This window comes from Pararhizobium arenae (genome assembly GCF_001931685.1).
Taxonomy (GTDB): domain Bacteria; phylum Pseudomonadota; class Alphaproteobacteria; order Rhizobiales; family Rhizobiaceae; genus Pararhizobium; species Pararhizobium arenae.
This window is the reverse complement of the sequence record NZ_MOOY01000005.1, coordinates 454,392-470,554: the sequence shown is the minus strand read 5'-3', so window position 1 is coordinate 470,554 and position 16,163 is coordinate 454,392. Positions and strand designations below refer to the sequence as shown.

Annotated in this window: 19 protein-coding genes and 1 tRNA gene; 11 read left to right on the top strand and 9 right to left on the bottom strand. The window is 62.1% G+C overall.

All coding sequences use genetic code 11. The features are described 5' to 3' along the window. Nucleotides 1-83 precede the first annotated feature (83 nt). Nucleotides 84-743, top strand: a complete 660-nt coding sequence (locus BLX89_RS14015; RefSeq protein WP_075291503.1) for a glutathione S-transferase family protein — start codon at nucleotides 84-86, stop codon at nucleotides 741-743. Here the strand turns inward: BLX89_RS14015 and BLX89_RS14010 are convergent. Further along, nucleotides 740-1,666, bottom strand: a complete 927-nt coding sequence (locus tag BLX89_RS14010; protein ID WP_075291502.1) for a LysR family transcriptional regulator — start codon at nucleotides 1,664-1,666, stop codon at nucleotides 740-742. The genes BLX89_RS14015 and BLX89_RS14010 overlap by 4 nt on opposite strands. A 118-nt stretch (nucleotides 1,667-1,784) precedes the next feature. Between BLX89_RS14010 and BLX89_RS14005 the strand changes: the two genes are divergently transcribed. From BLX89_RS14005 to BLX89_RS13990, 4 genes are all read left to right on the top strand, one after another. Next, nucleotides 1,785-2,582, top strand: coding sequence for a type 1 glutamine amidotransferase domain-containing protein (locus BLX89_RS14005; protein ID WP_075291501.1), 798 nt, complete (start codon nucleotides 1,785-1,787; stop codon nucleotides 2,580-2,582). Between the two features lie 54 nt (nucleotides 2,583-2,636). Further along, complete coding sequence (locus BLX89_RS14000) at nucleotides 2,637-2,933, top strand: putative quinol monooxygenase (protein ID WP_075291500.1); 297 nt, start codon at nucleotides 2,637-2,639, stop codon at nucleotides 2,931-2,933. A gap of 39 nt (nucleotides 2,934-2,972) precedes the next feature. Next, entirely contained in the window at nucleotides 2,973-3,713 is a 741-nt protein-coding gene (locus tag BLX89_RS13995) for an SDR family oxidoreductase (RefSeq protein ID WP_075291499.1), read from the top strand. A gap of 72 nt (nucleotides 3,714-3,785) precedes the next feature. After that, nucleotides 3,786-4,793, top strand: a complete 1,008-nt coding sequence (locus tag BLX89_RS13990) for an aldo/keto reductase (protein ID WP_075291498.1) — start codon at nucleotides 3,786-3,788, stop codon at nucleotides 4,791-4,793. A gap of 104 nt (nucleotides 4,794-4,897) precedes the next feature. On the opposite strand, the gene BLX89_RS13985 is transcribed toward BLX89_RS13990, so the two are convergent. The 4 genes from BLX89_RS13985 to BLX89_RS13970 form a co-directional block, all read right to left on the bottom strand. Continuing rightward, nucleotides 4,898-5,692, bottom strand: a complete 795-nt coding sequence (locus BLX89_RS13985) for a pseudouridine synthase (protein ID WP_075291497.1) — start codon at nucleotides 5,690-5,692, stop codon at nucleotides 4,898-4,900. 4 nt (nucleotides 5,693-5,696) lie between these two features. Beyond that, nucleotides 5,697-6,443, bottom strand: coding sequence for a bifunctional 2-polyprenyl-6-hydroxyphenol methylase/3-demethylubiquinol 3-O-methyltransferase UbiG (gene ubiG, locus BLX89_RS13980; protein ID WP_075291496.1), 747 nt, complete (start codon nucleotides 6,441-6,443; stop codon nucleotides 5,697-5,699). Nucleotides 6,444-6,497: 54 nt separating this feature from the next. Next, nucleotides 6,498-6,875, bottom strand: a complete 378-nt coding sequence (locus BLX89_RS24290; protein WP_143523618.1) for a hypothetical protein — start codon at nucleotides 6,873-6,875, stop codon at nucleotides 6,498-6,500. A 585-nt stretch (nucleotides 6,876-7,460) separates the two neighbouring features. Then, nucleotides 7,461-8,357, bottom strand: coding sequence for a LysR family transcriptional regulator (locus tag BLX89_RS13970; RefSeq protein WP_143523617.1), 897 nt, complete (start codon nucleotides 8,355-8,357; stop codon nucleotides 7,461-7,463). A gap of 131 nt (nucleotides 8,358-8,488) precedes the next feature. On the opposite strand from BLX89_RS13970, the gene BLX89_RS13965 reads away from it, so the two are divergent. Together BLX89_RS13965 and BLX89_RS13960 are read left to right on the top strand one after the other, a co-directional pair. Continuing rightward, complete coding sequence (locus tag BLX89_RS13965) at nucleotides 8,489-9,463, top strand: MBL fold metallo-hydrolase (RefSeq protein ID WP_075291493.1); 975 nt, start codon at nucleotides 8,489-8,491, stop codon at nucleotides 9,461-9,463. A 33-nt stretch (nucleotides 9,464-9,496) separates the two neighbouring features. Beyond that, the gene (locus BLX89_RS13960) at nucleotides 9,497-10,069 is read left to right on the top strand and encodes a pyridoxamine 5'-phosphate oxidase family protein (protein ID WP_075291492.1); all 573 of its coding nucleotides are present in this window, start codon (nucleotides 9,497-9,499) and stop codon (nucleotides 10,067-10,069) included. 59 nt (nucleotides 10,070-10,128) lie between these two features. Here the strand turns inward: BLX89_RS13960 and prmB are convergent, their stop codons facing one another. From prmB to BLX89_RS13945, 3 genes are all read right to left on the bottom strand, one after another. Continuing rightward, entirely contained in the window at nucleotides 10,129-11,040 is a 912-nt protein-coding gene (gene prmB, locus BLX89_RS13955) for a 50S ribosomal protein L3 N(5)-glutamine methyltransferase (protein ID WP_075291491.1), read from the bottom strand. A gap of 109 nt (nucleotides 11,041-11,149) precedes the next feature. Then, nucleotides 11,150-11,659: a disulfide bond formation protein B gene (locus BLX89_RS13950; RefSeq protein ID WP_075291490.1), complete on the bottom strand. Its 510-nt coding sequence runs from the start codon at nucleotides 11,657-11,659 to the stop codon at nucleotides 11,150-11,152. A gap of 19 nt (nucleotides 11,660-11,678) precedes the next feature. Then, entirely contained in the window at nucleotides 11,679-12,266 is a 588-nt protein-coding gene (locus BLX89_RS13945; RefSeq protein WP_075291489.1) for a YqaA family protein, read from the bottom strand. Between the two features lie 178 nt (nucleotides 12,267-12,444). Here BLX89_RS13945 and BLX89_RS13940 point away from each other — a divergent pair. Then, nucleotides 12,445-12,529: transfer RNA gene (locus tag BLX89_RS13940), tRNA-Leu, on the top strand. Between the two features lie 160 nt (nucleotides 12,530-12,689). Here the strand turns inward: BLX89_RS13940 and BLX89_RS13935 are convergent. Beyond that, a complete protein-coding gene (locus BLX89_RS13935) occupies nucleotides 12,690-13,409 on the bottom strand; it encodes a Crp/Fnr family transcriptional regulator (RefSeq protein WP_075291488.1) in 720 nt (239 codons plus the stop codon). Nucleotides 13,410-13,560: 151 nt separating this feature from the next. Between BLX89_RS13935 and BLX89_RS13930 the strand changes: the two genes are divergently transcribed. From BLX89_RS13930 to BLX89_RS13920, 3 genes are all read left to right on the top strand, one after another. Further along, nucleotides 13,561-13,797 carry a DUF6894 family protein gene (locus tag BLX89_RS13930; RefSeq protein WP_075291487.1) on the top strand — a complete coding sequence of 79 codons (237 nt, stop codon included), beginning with the start codon at nucleotides 13,561-13,563 and terminating at the stop codon, nucleotides 13,795-13,797. Nucleotides 13,798-14,008: 211 nt separating this feature from the next. Further along, nucleotides 14,009-14,221, top strand: coding sequence for a hypothetical protein (locus BLX89_RS13925; RefSeq protein WP_075291486.1), 213 nt, complete (start codon nucleotides 14,009-14,011; stop codon nucleotides 14,219-14,221). Between the two features lie 84 nt (nucleotides 14,222-14,305). Further along, nucleotides 14,306-15,943: an AMP-binding protein gene (locus BLX89_RS13920; RefSeq protein ID WP_075291485.1), complete on the top strand. Its 1,638-nt coding sequence runs from the start codon at nucleotides 14,306-14,308 to the stop codon at nucleotides 15,941-15,943. Nucleotides 15,944-16,163: the final 220 nt, after the last annotated feature.

Below are 16,163 nucleotides of genomic sequence, written 5' to 3'. Positions count from 1 at the left end.
CACCTCCTTATCCGATTGCATTTTAGGATCAGGTCGCTTACAACACAACCGGTTGCAAATTGAAATCAGTCTTGGAGGAGATGATGACCCTGCAGTTTTTCGCCCATCCGTTTTCGTCCTATTGCCAGAAGGCGCTGATCGCCTTCTATGAAAACGACATTCCTTTCGAATGGCGCGAGCTTGGTCCCGACAAGCCCGACAATATCGCCGAATGGTGTGCCGGCTGGCCGATCAAGCGTATGCCGGTTCTGAAGCACGGGGACAGGACCGTCATGGAATCCACCATCATCATCGAATATCTGCAGCTGACCTATCCCGGCCCGGTGCGCCTCCTTCCGAAGAACCCCGCTGATGCGCTTGAAACGCGGATGATGGATCGGTTCTTCGACAACTACATCATGACCCCGATGCAGAAGGTCGTGTTCAATGCCATCCGCCCCGAGACCGACAAGGACCCCTACGGCGTCGATGAGGCCCGGCGGATGCTCGACGATGCCTACACCTGGCTCGATGATATCATGGCGACGCGGACGTGGGCTGCCGGGGAAGATTACAGCCTTGCCGATTGCGCCGCATCGCCCTCGCTGTTCTATGCCGACTGGGTGCATGCGATCGAGCCTCGTTTCGAGCAGTTGCGCGCCTACCGCACCCGCCTGCTGGAGCGCCCCTCCTTCGCCCGCGCCGTGGATGAAGCTCGGCCCTATCGCAGCTTCTTTCCGCTGGGCGCCCCGGATCGGGATTAGAGTACGCCTTCTTGATCGGGCGAGGACGAAACCTCTTTCGCGACATCCATGATCAGCCCCCGCAGCCAGCGGTGCGCAGGGTCGTGGCGATAGCGCACATGCCAAGCCATCTGCACCGGAAACGTGCCGAGATCGACCGGTGCCGGCAGCACCTTCATCCGGATATCCCGCGCCAGATGCCGGCAGATCAGCCGCGGCAGGGTGGAACAGTACTCCGTCACCGCGATCAGCTCCGGGATCGCCAGAAAATGCGTGACCGAGACCGCCACCTCGCGCCGCAAACCCTTCTGCTCCAGAACCTGAAACAGCCCGGCCTTTAGCCGTCCCGGCGGCAGCACGTTCACATGACGCAGCGTCTCATACTGGTCCCGTGACAGGCTGTTGCCGATCTCGGGATGCCCGGCACGAACCACGCAGGCCAGCCCGTCATCCATAATATGCTGCACCACCAGATTGTCCGGCGGATCGGTGATGCGGCCGAGCACCATCGCCGTCGTGCCGGAAATCACGCCGGTCTCCGCGAGGTCGCTGCCATAGGGCGTCATCCTGAGCCGGATGCCGGGCGCGACCTGACGCAACCGCGCCACGATCGCCGGCATCAGCACGAATTCGACATAGCTGTTGGGTGCGATCGTGATCAGCCGCTCGGCCCTGGCAGGTTCGAACTCCTGATGGCTGAGCACGATGTCATCAAGGCTCTCAAGTGCCGCCCGGATCGTCGGCGCGATCTCTTCCGCCATCTCGGTCGGTCGCATGCCGTAACGCTCGCGGATGAACAGCGGATCGCGCAACGTTTCGCGAAGCCGGTTCAGCGCATTCGACAGCGCCGGCTGGGTGATACCCAGCCGCTCGGCGGCACGCGTCACATTGCGCTCCTCCATCAGGGCCATGAACACCGGCATCAAATTTAGGTCATATCGCATCCAGTTATAATGCCATGTGAATATCTAAAATCCATCGAATAAATTTCCGAAATACATCTTTGGTCGGCATCATCAGGACATCCAAACAGGATGAGCAACCGAACAAAGGAGAATGACAATGAGCAAGGGTAAAGTGCTTCTGATCGGCTCCAACGCCACCCGCATCGAAATCCAGGGCGGCCGCACCGGTGCCACCGGCCAGTATCTCAACGAAACCGTCGTGCCAGCCATGGCCATTATCGCCGCTGGCTACGATGTCGTTCTCGCCACCCCGAACGGCACCAAGCCGCATATCGACGGAGCCTCCGACAGCGCGGACCACTTCGGCGGTGATGAGGCAGCCTACAACGCCGCCAAGGCCTTCTACGCAAACGATCCTTCGATGAACACCGTGCACACGCTGCACGACATTCTTGAGGAAGGTCTCGACGGCTACATCGGCATCTTCGTTCCCGGCGGCCAGGCCCCGGTAGTCGACCTGATGCAGGACCCGGATCTCGGCGAAATCCTGCGCCACTTCCACGAGCAGGCCAAGCCGACTGCCTTCCTGTGCCACGGCCCGATGGCCACGGTTTCGGCCATGCCGCATGCTCGCGAATTCCGCTCGGCGCTGATTGCCGGGGATCTCGCCAAGGCCGCCGAATGGGCAAAGGGCTGGCAATATGCCGGCTACAAGATGACCGTCTTCTCCAACAGCGAAGAGAAGGTCGTTGAAGACCACATCCTGCATGCCAAGCTCTACTTCAACATGGTGGATGCGCTTGAAACAGCCGGTGGCAACCTCATCACCACCACCGTCGACTTCGAGCCGAACGTTATCGAAGACCGTGAGCTGATCACCGGCCAGAACCCGCGCTCCGATCACCCGATCGCAGCCCGCTTCGTTGCCGCGCTCGATCGTTCGCTCGCCGCCTGATCCCACGCGAAAGGCCGTGGCGTGAGCTGTGCCGCCATCAAAAGGAAATCCGCAATGTCGAGCCCCGTGAAAATCGTCGCCATCCTGGCCGCCCACCCCGGCAGGACTGCTGAATTGAAGACGCTTCTCTCCGGCATGGTAGCGCCCAGCCGCGCCGAACCCGGCAACCTCCGCTGGGACATCTGGCAGGACAACACCAGCCCGGACCGTTTCGTTCTGGACGAACTCTACACAAGCGCCCAAGCTGTCGCAGCCCACCGCGAAACGCCGCACTTCAAGCATTACGTCTCGACGATCAACGATCTGGCGGAGCGCAAAGCCTTCGTGCTCGATCCCGCCGACATCCACTGAACCGCATTTCACCCAGAACCCGATCAAAGGAGAAAGACAATGACCGAAGGTATTCAAGGCAAGATTGTTCTCATCACCGGCGCCAGCACCGGCCTTGGCGCGGAAACCGCCCGCCATCTCGCCGCCAGAGGCGCCCGTGTGGCGCTTGCCGCCCGCCGCAAGGACAAGCTGGACGACGTGGTGGCCGAGATCACGACGGCAGGCGGCGAGGCCCGCGCCTATCAGCTCGATGTGGTCGACAAGACGCAGGTCAAGGCCGTCGTCGACGCCGTGATTGCCGATTTCGGCGGGCTCGACGTGCTGATCAACAATGCCGGCCTCATGCCCATCCGCCCCATGGCCGAGGTCAACACGGATGAATGGGATGCGATGATCGACGTCAACATCAAGGGCGTGCTCTACGGTATCGCCGCCGCCCTGCCGGTCTTCCTCAAGCAGGAAAGCGGCCATATCATCAACCTCAGCTCGGTGGCCGGCATCAAGGTCTTCGCGCCCGGCGGCACCGTCTATTCCGGCACGAAGTTCGCCGTTCGGGCTATCTCGGACGGGTTGCGCCAGGAAGTCGGCGCCAAGGTGCGCGTCACCTCCATCGAGCCCGGCGCGGTCGACAGCGATCTCAAGCATTCGACCACGGGCACGGCCAGCTCCACCGTGCTGGATTTCTACAAGATCGCCATTCCCGCCAGCTCCGTCGCCCGGGCGATCGCCTACGCCATCGAACAGCCGGCAGACGTCGACATCAACGAGATCGTTTTGCGCCCCACCGCGCAGGAGTTCTGAGAGATCGCAAACCCGAAGCCCGGCCTTGTGATAAAAGGCCGGGCACCCGCACCCGACAAGAAAGGCAGGCAAATGGCCCTCAAGGATATTCTTCCCAGCAAACTCGGCTTCGGCGCCGCTCCTCTCGGCAACATGTTCCGCGATATCCCCGAAGCGGAAGCCCAGGCAACCGTGGAAGCCGCCTGGAACGACGGCATCCGCTACTTCGACAACGCTCCCTTTTACGGCGCCGGCCTTGCGGAGATCCGCATGGGTGCCGCGCTGGCCGGCCACAACCGCGACGATTACGTCATCAGCACCAAGGTCGGCCGCATCGTCCTCGACGAAATCGAGGATGTCAGTGCCCGTGATCTCGGCGAGAAGGGCGATGTCTTCAAATACGGACGCCCCAACAAGATCATCAACGACTATTCCCATGATGCCACACTTCGCTCGATCGAGGACAGTTTGAACCGGCTGAAAACGGATCGCATCGAAATTGCCTTCGTCCATGACGTCGCCCAGGATTTCTATGGCGACGAGTGGCTGGGTGCTTTCGAGAGCGCCCGCAAGGGTGCCTTCAAGGCCCTGGACCGGCTGCGCGATGAAGGCGTGATCAAGGCCTGGGGTCTTGGCGTCAACCGGGTCGAGCCGATCGAACTGTTGTTGGCGCTGGAAGGTCCGCGCCCGGATGGCTTCCTGCTTGCCGGGCGCTACACGCTGCTCGACCATGACCGCGCCCTCCAGCGCGTCATGCCGCAGGTCGTCGAGCGCGGCCTCGGCATCGTCGTCGGCGGCCCCTACAGCTCCGGCGCCCTCGTCGGTGGTCCGAATTTCGAATACGCCCCGGCCACACCGGCCATCCTCGACAAGGTTGCCCGCATCAAGGCGATCGCCGATCGGCACGGCGTCAGCATGAAGGCGGCCGGGCTGCAATTTTCGCTTGCCCACCCAGCCGTCGCCGCCGTCATCCCCGGCGCCAGCCAGCCGAGCCGCATCGCTGAAGACAGTGCCGCATTGCGCGAAATCATACCCGCCGATTTCTGGCGTGAACTCAGGGCCGAAAAGCTCGTCAACCCGGAAGCGCCGCTGCCTGTCTGAAAACTCCATGCCCGGGATGGCGTCCAACACGCCATCCCGGCAGCAGTTTAGCCTCGATAACTCTGCACGGGGAAAAGGCCGGCGACGATCGTCGGAAAACGGGCTTATGGGGTGCCGGCTGCCGCGATCTGCCGGCGCAGGCCAGCCACCTCCGCATCGGTCAATGGCCTGACCGCGCCTTTCTCCAGATCGCCGAGCGCAAGATTGCCGATGGCGACCCGCAGCAGCCGCAGGCACTCGATCCCAAGCGCCTCCAGAATCCGGCGGATCTGGCGGTTCTTGCCTTCATCCAGTACGATCTCCACCCAGGAGTTCCGCTCGCCCGCACGCAACATGGTCGCCTGCGTCGCCTTCAGAAACTCGCCGTCATGGGTCACACCCTGCATCATCGCCTGAAGCAGCGCATCGTCGGCGAGCCTGTCCATCTGCACATGATAGGTCTTGGAAACATGGGTTTCGGGGTCGAGCAGCGCCTGGGCAAATTCCGTGTCGTTGGTGAAAAGCAGCAGACCTTCGCTCGCCTTGTCGAGCCGGCCGACGGGCGAAAGATGGCGGTGGGACACGTCTTGCAGGCAATCGAACACCGTTGCCCGCCCTTCCGGGTCGTGCCGGGTGGTGACGAGCCCGCGCGGCTTGTTGAGCATGAGGTAGACCGGCTTTTCCGCAACCACCCGCTTACCATCGACCGCGATCACGGCAGTCGCCAGATCGACCCAGCTTTCGGTATCGCGGATCGCCCGCCCGCCAACCGTCACGCGGCCGGCACGAACCAGTTCCTCGCCTTGGGTGCGCGAGCAATAGCCAAGCTTGGACAACGCCCGCGCCAGCGTCACGCGCTTGCCGCCGGGCACGGCCTGGGGCTTCTTCACCGGTGGCTGCCGCCGTCCGTCGCCTCTCATAGCGTTAGGCCTGCAGCGGCCTTTTCGCGACGATCATGTAGTTCACATCCATGTCGCGCGACAGGTTCCATTGGTTGGACAGCGGATTGAAGAAGACGCCGGTGCGATCGGTGACCGTCATGCCACTCGCAGTGATCGGCTTTTCGAGCTCTTCCGGACGCACCAGCTTTTCATATTGGTGGGTGCCGCGCGGCAGCCAGCGCAGCACGTTTTCGGCGGCAAAGATGGCGAGCGCCGCAGCTTTCACCGTGCGATTGATGGTGGCGACGAACATCAGGCCGCCGGGGCGCACCATGGAGGCGCAGGTGGTGATGAAAAACTCGACATCGGCGACGTGCTCGACCACTTCCATGTTCAAAACGACGTCGAAGGTCTCGCCGGCTTCGGCAAGCGATTCCGCCGTCACCGCGCGGTAATCGACATGCACGCCGCTGCCGGCGGCATGGGTTTCGGCAATCCGGATATTCTTTTCCGATGCGTCGGCACCAAGCACGTCGGCGCCCATGCGGGCCATGGGCTCGGACAGGAGCCCGCCGCCGCAGCCGATATCGAGCAGGCGCAGGCCTTCGAGCGGCTTCACGCTGCGGGGATCACGGCCGAAATTCTCCGAGACGCGATCGCGGATATAGGCAAGGCGCACCGGATTGAACTTGTGCAGCGGCTTGAATTTTCCGCGCGGGTCCCACCATTCGGCGGCCATGGCGGAGAAACGGTCGACTTCCGCCTGATCGATAGTGCTGCGTTCGCTCATGGGGCTGCTCCGTGAAATCTCTACCCGGTGAAGTCGGATGATCGGCAGGTAAAGTCAAGGGTCGGGGAAAAGCTGCGGCGTTTGCTCGCGGCAGCGGTCGAGCTTCGGAAACGGCAAGGGAAGCCCCTTCTGCAGATCGGCGCGAAAATCGTCCATGGCTTTTTCCAGGTCAGCGACCTGTCCCGGCGGAAAAGCGGCAAAGCAGAGCGGCAGGCTGGCGCAGGCTTTTCCCGAAAGGCCGATGGCCTGCTGCGCCTTGACCCGGCCGACAAGGCAGGGCGCAATCCGCATCGGCCCGGTGCAGGCGCCGTCCCGATGGCATTTTCGCCTGTGGCATTTGTGATGCCTGAAACTCATCAGGGCGCGCCAGTATCGCTCATGATCGGCAGCAAGACGTTTTTCATATTCGGTGAAATCCTGTTGCTTCATCATGTGCGCTCCGTTTTGCAGGTCAGCCGTCCGCGTTCACGCGGCGGATTTTTCGCCCGTGGCTTAAAACTTCATCATCCCTTTTGCTTCAACAGCAACGGCGGGATCGGCCGGGGCACATCGGGTGCCTGATAGGTAAGTAATAAGTGACACGCGATGTGCCCCGTCTCGGTGGTTTTTACCTGCAACTCCGCTTCCTCTGCAAAGACGGTACCCCTTTCGGTGGGACCTAAGTCAGGAGGCATCTGCGCCACCAGCCGTCTTTTTGTGTGCCTCACAGGCACGCCCCGCTCTCTTTCAAGCGAGAGGGAAAGCATTTTCTGCAGGCCCCCCTGGATGTGCCTGCGTTTCAAACACAGACCAAAGGCACCGGCCCCGCCTCGCCGGCAACGCTTTCCGGTGTATCCGATGGCGGGACAGGGAGAGTGTGGCACGGGCGAAGAGGGCGGGGATTTGCGGGGAAGCAGAATGACGGCTGCTTGATGATTTCGCGGAGCACTCGCCTGACCAAAGCACCACAAGCGGACGGGTCGACGAACCGCGTAAGCTGACTTGCCTCAACCGACACGCTGCCGGAGAGCCGGAAAGCTAACCGGCCAAATGCGCTCGCAGCCGCGGCCTGATCCAGTCGAGAAAGTATCGGACTTTCAGGGGCAGCGGATCGACGGGTAAATGGATCAAGTTCACAGGCAGCGGTTCCGGCGCGAACTCGGTCAGCAGTTCCTGCAGGGCGCCCGAACGCAATTGATCAGAAACCTGGTAGGACAGCACGCGGATAAGGCCGATGCCAGCCACGGCCGCCTGAATTGCAGCTTCCGTCGTGTTGACCGCGAGTTTTGGGTGCGGCTCAACGGCAAAGGCCGCTCCATCCCGGCGGTATCGCCATTCCGGCGCAGTCGCAAAGCCCTGGAAGCTTATGCCGTCATGCCCGGCAAGGTCTTCCGGCTCGCGCGGAACGCCGCGTCGGGAAAGATAATCGGGGCTCGCGCAGATCACGCGGCGAACCGTGCCGAGCCGCGTCGCAATCAGCGCGCTGTCGACCAGATGCCCGATCCGCAAGGCAACATCGACGTGCTCATCCGCCAGACTGAGCGGCCGGTCGATCAGGGTCAGGCGCAGATTGATATCGGGCTGCTCCTTGAGAAACTCCAGCGCAATCGGCATCAGGTAGCGCTCGCCAAAGGAAATCGGCGCAGTGACGTGCAGAGCGCCGCGCAAGGCGCCATGATCGCCGCTGGCCTGGCGTTCCGCGGCCTCCAGTTGCTCCAGAATGCGGCGTGACGCGGCGACGAAAGAGCGCCCCTCTTCCGTCAAGGAAAGGCCGCGCCGGGTGCGCAGGACAAGCCGCACGCCCAGGTGCCTTTCAAGATCGGCGACCTTGCGGCTGACCGTGGCGAGCGGCGCATGCAATCGCCGCGCTCCGGCCGAAAGACTGCCGGCCTCGACCACTGTCAGCAGCACCGACATGGCGTCAAAACGATCCATGACATCCTTCCGTAAATTGGGAGGAAGCCTCCATGAATGGCAGGATACCTCATGATTTATGGATATCATAAATTCCATCTCATCCAAGAGACGCCGGTCACCCTCTACACAACTGTCCGAAGGAAAACATCATGCCGAACCTGTCACGTCGTATGTTTGCCAGCGCGCTCCCCCTCGGCCTGCTGGGGGGAAACCTGCTCGGAGGAAGCCTGATCGGCGGCGCGCTGTCGCCAGCGCTTGCCGCAGCACCGGTTGCCGTTACGCCACTGGCGCAAATTCGCCTCGGCCGTTTCACGGTGACCGCGCTGACCGACGGCTACGCCGATATGCCCTACAATTATTTTCCCGGCCGCACCGCCGACGAGGTGGAACAGGCGGCAACCGCGCAGTTCACCGCCCGGCCGAGCGGGGTTCGGTTTCTGTTCAACCAGTATCTCATCGAAGATGGCGAACGCCGCATCCTGATCGATGCCGGTGCCGCGGGCTCGATCGGGCAGACCGGCAACCTGCCGCAGGCGCTCGGCGCGGTCGGCCTGCAGCGAGACCAGATCGACGCCGTGATCGTGACGCACATGCACCAGGACCACATGGGCGGCCTGATTGCCGGGGGCGTGAACAATTATCCCAAGGCCGAGCTTTACATCGATCGTCGCGATGTGCGCCACTGGACCGATCCCGCCAAGCGCAGCGGCGCGCCCGATTACCTGCAGACCAGCTTCAAGATGGCCGACGAGGTCGTGCGCCTCTACCCGAAGCTTCAGGCCATCGACGGAGAGCGGGAAATCGTGCGCGGCGTGTCGATCGTCGATCTGACCGGCCATACGCCCGGCCATATCGGCGTACGGATCGAAGACGACGGGAAGAGCCTCATCATGGTTTCGGACATGATCTTTCCGGTCGTGCATCCCGCAGCAACCGATGTGTTCTTCCTCTTCGAACAGGACCAGGCTGCGGCCAAGGCGATGCGAGACAGCTTTTTCCCGCGTGCCGCGGCGGAAGGCGCGCTCATCGCCGCCACGCACATGCCCTTCCCCGGGCTCGGCCGTGTCGTGGCAGATCGCGGGCAGATGCGCTGGCAGGTCGCGGACTGGGCCTTGCAGGATTGATGCCGCAACGGCGGTAGCGAGGATGGAGACGATATGAACAGCAAATACCTCAGCATCGCAACAACGCCCTCTGTCGCCGCCGCGCAGGAGCACTATGGCAGTGCGGCGCAATGGGCACGGATCGCTGCGCGCGAACCGGCAGACGACGGCGCGCAGGGCCAGCGGCTCGGCCCGTCGGAAATGGCCTTTATCCGGGCGCGCGACGGTTTCTATCTTGCCAGCGTATCGGAAAGCGGATGGCCTTATGTCCAGTTTCGTGGCGGGCCCAGAGGCTTTCTCACCGCTACCGATGACTCGACCCTCGGCTTCGCCGACTTTCGGGGTAACCGCCAATACATCACGACGGGCAACGTGCGCGCGAACGACCGCGTCTCATTGTTTCTGATGGATTATGCGCACCGGCAGCGGCTGAAGATTTTCGGGCATATGCGCATCATCGATTCCGCCGACGATCCGGTGCTCGCACAGAAACTGACCCTGCCCGAATACCCCGCTCACGTCGAGCGGCTGGTTCTGATCTCGGTGGAGGCTTTCGACTGGAACTGCCCGCAGCACATCACCCCGCGCTTCACGCAGGCTGAAATCGAACGCTGGAGAATGGGATAATCATTGCCGCCCTCGATGGGTGGCAGAAACCCCACCCTGCATGCGGGGGGCTGGAAGCCTCACTCCACGCCGAGCGCTTCGGCCGTGATCCAGAAGACCGAATCCGCCTCTTCCTCCGTCTCAAGCCAGAGGAACTCCAGATGCGGGAACTCGGCTTCGAGAATTTCGCGGCCGCGGCCGATTTCGCAGATCATGCCGCCGCCGGGATTGAGGTGTTTGCCGGCTTCGGCGAGGATGATACGGACGAGATCGAGGCCATCGACGCCGCCATCGTGGGCCATGGCGGGTTCGGCGCGAAACTCCGGCGGGTAATCGTCCATGGCGACATGATCAACATAGGGCGGGTTGGTGATGATCAGGTCGTAGGTCTTGCCTTGAAGCGGCGTGAACAGGTCGCCGTGGTAGAGGGTGACCTGCTGTTCGACATCGTGTTCGTCGACGTTGATCTTCGCGACCTCCAGCGCATCTTCCGAGAGATCGACGGCATCGACTTCCGCATAGGGGAAGAACTTTGCCGCGAGCACGGCGAGGCAGCCGGAGCCGGTGCAGATATCGACGACGCTTTCGACCAGCGACGGATCGGGCAGGAAGGAGGAGCCTTCGGGATTGCCGTATTCATTGAACAGGATTTCGCCGATATGGGAGCGCGGCACGATGACCCGCTCATCCACATGGAAGCGCACGCCCTGGATATAGGCGCGGCCCGTGAGATAGGACGACGGCTTGCGGGTCTCGATGCGGGCTTCGATGCGCTCGACGAGCAGCTTGCGCTCTTCCGGCAGGAGGCGGGCATCGAGGAAGGGATCGAGCGTGTCGATCGGCAGTTCGAGGCTGTCGAGAAGCAGATAGGCGGCGTCATCGGTGGCGTTGGTGGTGCCGTGGCCGTAGCTCAGGTCCGCCGCGTTGAAGCGGGAGATCGCGTAGCGCCAGTAATCGCGCAGGGTGACGAGTTCGCTGGTGATATCGGTCAAGGTCGTCTCGCTTCGGGTTGGGCGGCAGCCGGTTGTTCAGCGTTGCTGTAAGCGAGGCCTTCCCGCAAGGCAAGCGGGATGGGCGTTGGCATAGCTTGTGCCCGCCGGCTCAGCGCCTGGCGGCACCCCGAAGCGCGATCGCAGCCAGGATGACGCTGGCAATGACATTCCATCCGGCAAAGGACAAGCCCAGCACCCTGAGCGCCGCCTCGGTACAGGACGGGCCGTGTTTGCTGTCGAGATCGCCAAGCAGGTCGCCGACATTCGAGGACACGCCCTGGGCGGTGGTGGCGCAGGTCGAAGGGCCTTCCCAGAAATGCCATTCGGCGCCGGCGTGATAAACGCCGATGCCGGCGCCCACCAGCATCAGGATGCCGACGATGACGAGCAGCGCCCGCGTGACCCAGGCCGGTCCACGGAACAGGGCATTGAGCACGGCGACGATGCCGAGCGGGATGCCGTAGTAATACGGGTCGCGCTGCATTAGGCAGAGCGCGCAGGGAATATAGCCGCCGATATGCTCGAAGGCGAGCGCGGTGCCCACGGTCGCGGTCATGCCGAGCGTGGTGATGAGCGAAGGAGCCAGACGGGAAGACGGCTCTGTCGGCGAAGTGTTCACGAACGACCTCTGATAAATTTCAGGTAAGAAGGCGATAGGCGGCAAACAGCGCGATCAGCGCCGCGGCGGCACCGGCCGCGAGCATGCCGAGGCGCTTTTCGATGAACTCGCGGATTTCCTCGCCGTAGCGCTGCAGAAGCCATGCCAGCAGCATGAAGCGCGCGCCGCGAGCAATGATGGCCGAGACGATGAACAGGCCGAGATTGATGTTGATGGCGCCGGCGAGAATGGTCACCACCTTGATCGGCGGAAGATGGGAAAGGCCGGAGGTGATCAGCAGCAGAACCAGCGTCTCATAGCCGACCGAGGCCTTCATCGTTTCGAAGGTTTCGAGCTTGCCATAGAATTCAAGCACCGGCTTGGCGACTGCTTCATAGGCATAGTGGCCCAGATACCAGCCGGCGATGCCGCCGAGCACCGAGGCGACGGTCGCGACGAAGGCGTATCGCCAGGCGCGTTCCGGCCGGGCGAGCGCCATCGGCAGGAAGAGCACGTCGGCGGGCACAAGAAAGACGGAGCTTTCGACGAAGGCGATGACGGCGAGCCAGGCTTCGGCCGATTTGCGGGCGGCGAGCGACATGGTCCAGTCGTAGAGGCGTCTTAGCATTCAGCGGTTCCGTTTGAATTGGTTGCGTTTGTAGGCAGGAAAAATGCTGGTGTAAACGGCAGTCCGGATACCCGTTCGCACGCTTTCGTGATCACTCTAAGGCCGAAACGTAAAATCCCGGTTGACCCGCCCGAAACGCTTCGTGTACACGCTGACTACCTACCGAAAAGGTCCCCTTGCCCCATTGGCGGAACTGGTAGACGCGCTCGACTCAAAATCGAGTTCCGAAAGGAGTGCTGGTTCGATTCCGGCATGGGGCACCATCTCCCTTTGCGCGCTGCCGGCCACCAACCAATTGCGTTGGTTCGAGTTCGCCGCGCTCAGTCGCACCAAATCCCTGCACGCCGCCGCACCGATATTTCCGTCTGACTGTTTTCCGGAAAAGCCGTAAAGGCAAGCCTTTTTGCTGCGATGCAAAAAGATTCAGCGCGGTTCGACGTCGAGGCTGAGATAGGTGGGATCGAACTGGGCGAGCTTCTGCAGCTGCGGCCAATCGAGGATGGTGATCGTCTGGTTGATCCAGGTCAACAGGCCTTCCTTGCGCAAAACCTGAAGCGTCTTGTTGAGATGCACGATCGAGATGCCGAGCACGTCGGCAAGCTCCAGCTGCGTCAGCGGAAAGTGGAAGCTCAAGCCCGATGTGCGGCGCACCACCTGAAGCCGCATGAACAGTTCGCAGATGAGGTGGGCGATATGCGCCTTCTTCGAGCGGCGACCCATGGCGACGATCCATTCGCGGTGGATCGCGCCATCGACCAGCGTTTCCAGCCAGAACAGCCGGCTCAGATGCGGATGCGTGTCGCTGATGGCCTTCAGATCCGAATGCTCGATGAAGGCGACATGGCAGGGCGACATGGCGACGATGCCGTGGTCCATGGTCTTCAGCAGGAAGGCGTGCAGATCGACGAAATCGCCGGCGATATGCAGCGCCGTGATCTGGCGCGTGCCATCGGCCATGAACTTGTAGCGGGCGGCAAAGCCATCGACGAGCAGCGTGCTGTAGCCGGGGCGCGAGCCTTCCGAGACGATATCTTCATCGACCTTGAAGCGCCGTTCGCGCGAAATCATGTTCCGCAGCAGCGCCTGTTCCTGCTCGGAAACGACGTCGTGGCTTTCCAGATTGAGAAGCAGTGATTCGATCAAGTACGTAGGGCCTGGGTTCGTGGAAACACCCGCCTAGCCCAGGAAACCAGCGCTCTCATTTAACATTGACATACCGGTCGAGAAATCCGGAGGTTTTCAGGAACAATTTCCGCAGCTTCGGCTTTTTGGCTAAACACCAGAGGCATGGAACATGGGCAGATACTTTTTCGAACTTCACAACGGCGACGGCACCACGCCCGATGACGAGGGCATGGAGTTTTCCGCGCGGGCCAACATCGTCAACGAGATCAGTCGCCTGATGCTGGACATCGTTCGTGAGGAGTTGCCGGACCGGGAGAGCGGCGCCGTTTCGGTGATCGTGCGGGACGAAACCGGCAAGGTCATTTCCGTCTCGAACATGAGCTTCATGAATCACTGGCTGGCCTGATGCGGCCGCTGTGCAGCGCAGGATGCGTTCCGTTTTGGCGCATGCGGGTCAAGGCGTGCCGTTTCGGCACAGCGCGACGCTTTTAGCAGTAGCCATACCGCCGATTTTCCCGGAGCATTAACCGCGGAAAAACAAGGCATTTGCAAAGACCTGCCGGCTTGCGTCACCCTTCCGTTACAGAGTTTTTCGTCTCGAAACAGGAGGATCGATCATGTCACATGCAGCAGCTTTTGATGACGTCGATGTGCTTTCCGGCGCACTCTTTTCCTGGTGCGCGGAACGCAGCATCCGGCTTCGCAGCCATGAGGGCGTGCGCGCCGCCGGCGCCATGATCGATCTCTTCCTCGCCGGCTATCAGACGCAGGATTCGCTGCTCGGAGCGCTGAGCGAGCGCGACTGCGGGGATGTGGCGTTTCTCTCCTGACCGGGCTGCCGGCGACGCGGGAAACGTTGTCTTGCCGGGCATGTCCGTGTTAGCTGCATTGAAGCGCAACATTTCCGGCACGCCATGCTTTCCGTCCGCTCGACCTACGCCGATCTCATACGCGATTTCGAATGGCGTATCCCTGACAGATTCAACATCGGCGTCGCCGTCAGCGACGATTGGGCGGCGCGCGATCCGGACCGCATCTGTCTCCAGCATTTCGACCCTAAGGGGGCGCATCTCTCGCTGAGCTATGGCGACTATGCCCGCCGGTCTTCCGCCTTCGCGGCAAACCTCTCCGTCCTCGGTGCAAGGCCGGGTGATCGGGTCGCCATCCTGCTGCCGCAGGGGTTCGAGGTGGCGATTGCGCATGCCGGCATCTACAAGCTCGGCGCCATCGCGCTGCCGCTGGCGCTGCTCTTCGGGGTCGATGCGCTGGAATACCGGCTGCGCGATGCCGGCGCCACCGCCATCGTCACCAACCGCTTCGGGCTCGACAAGATCGAGGCGATCCGCGAGCGGCTGCCGGACCTCAAGCATGTCATCGTCGTCGGTGGCGAAGGCCCTTTTTCCTTCGAGCGCCTGGCCGAAGGCAGCGCCATCGGCTTTACACCCGTGGAAACCGGGCCGGACGATCCGGCGATGATGATCTACACCTCTGGCACCACCGGGCCGCCGAAGGGCGCGCTGCACGGACATCGGGTGCTGCTCGGCCATATCCCCGGCTTCCAGTTCCATCACGCCAACCTGCCGCAGCCGGGCGACCGCATGTGGACGCCGGCGGACTGGGCCTGGGCGGGCGGGCTGCTGAACGCGCTCCTGCCCTCGCTGCTTCTCGGCGTGCCGGTCGTTTCGTCTCCGGGGCAGAAGTTCGATCCGCACATGGCCTTCCGCATCCTCTCCGACATGAAGGTGCGCAATGCCTTCATCCCGCCGACGGCGCTCAGGCTGATGCTTTCGGTGCCCCAGCCGAAATCGCTCTACGACTTCGAGCTGCGCACGGTCGGCTCGGCCGGGGAGGCGCTGGGCAAGGAGACCGGCGAGGCCTCGTCAAAGGCGCTCGGCGTGCCGGTCAATGAATTTTATGGCCAGACGGAGTGCAATATCGTGCTTTCCTCGGCGGCCCATCTGGGGGTTGCGAAACCCGGCTCGATGGGCAAGCCCGCGCCGGGACACGATGTCGCGATCATCGACGCGGAGGGAAACCCCGTTCCGGCCGGCGAGATCGGCCAGGTGGCCGTGCGCCGCCCGGACCCGGTGATGTTTCTGGGCTATTGGAAAAACGAGGCGGCGACGGAGGCCAAGTTCATCGGCGACTGGATGAAGACCGGCGATCAGGGCGTGATGGACCCGGAAGGCTACGTCACCTTCTTCGGTCGCGACGACGACGTCATCACCTCCTCCGGCTACCGCATCGGCCCGAGCGAGATCGAGGACTGCTTGGCCGGCCACCCGGCGGTGCGCATGGCAGCGGCGATCGGCAAGCCGGACGCGCTGCGCACCGAAATCGTCAAGGCCTATATCCTGCTGCGCGAGGAATACGCGGCCTCGCAGGCGCTGGCCGACCACATCCGCGACTGGGTGAAGACGCGGCTTTCGATGCACGAATATCCGCGCGAGATCGCGTTTGTCGACGAACTGCCGATGACGACGTCGGGCAAGATCATTCGCAGGCTGCTGCGGGACAGGGCGGCGATGGAAGGGAGCTTGTTGACGGAGTGACGGACGCTGCTGGCCGTTGATCAAGTGGATGAAGCATCAAATATCATAATCGCTTCTTCGAGTAAGAATGAACTGCTTATAGGTCGCACCTACAACAACCTTCAATGAAAATTGATTTCTCAGTTGATTTAACCGCCATACCATATAGGTGAGAATTCTCATTCTCGGAATCTGCCGTAGAATCAATGTAAAATCCAAATATCGACAATTGATGTTTTCC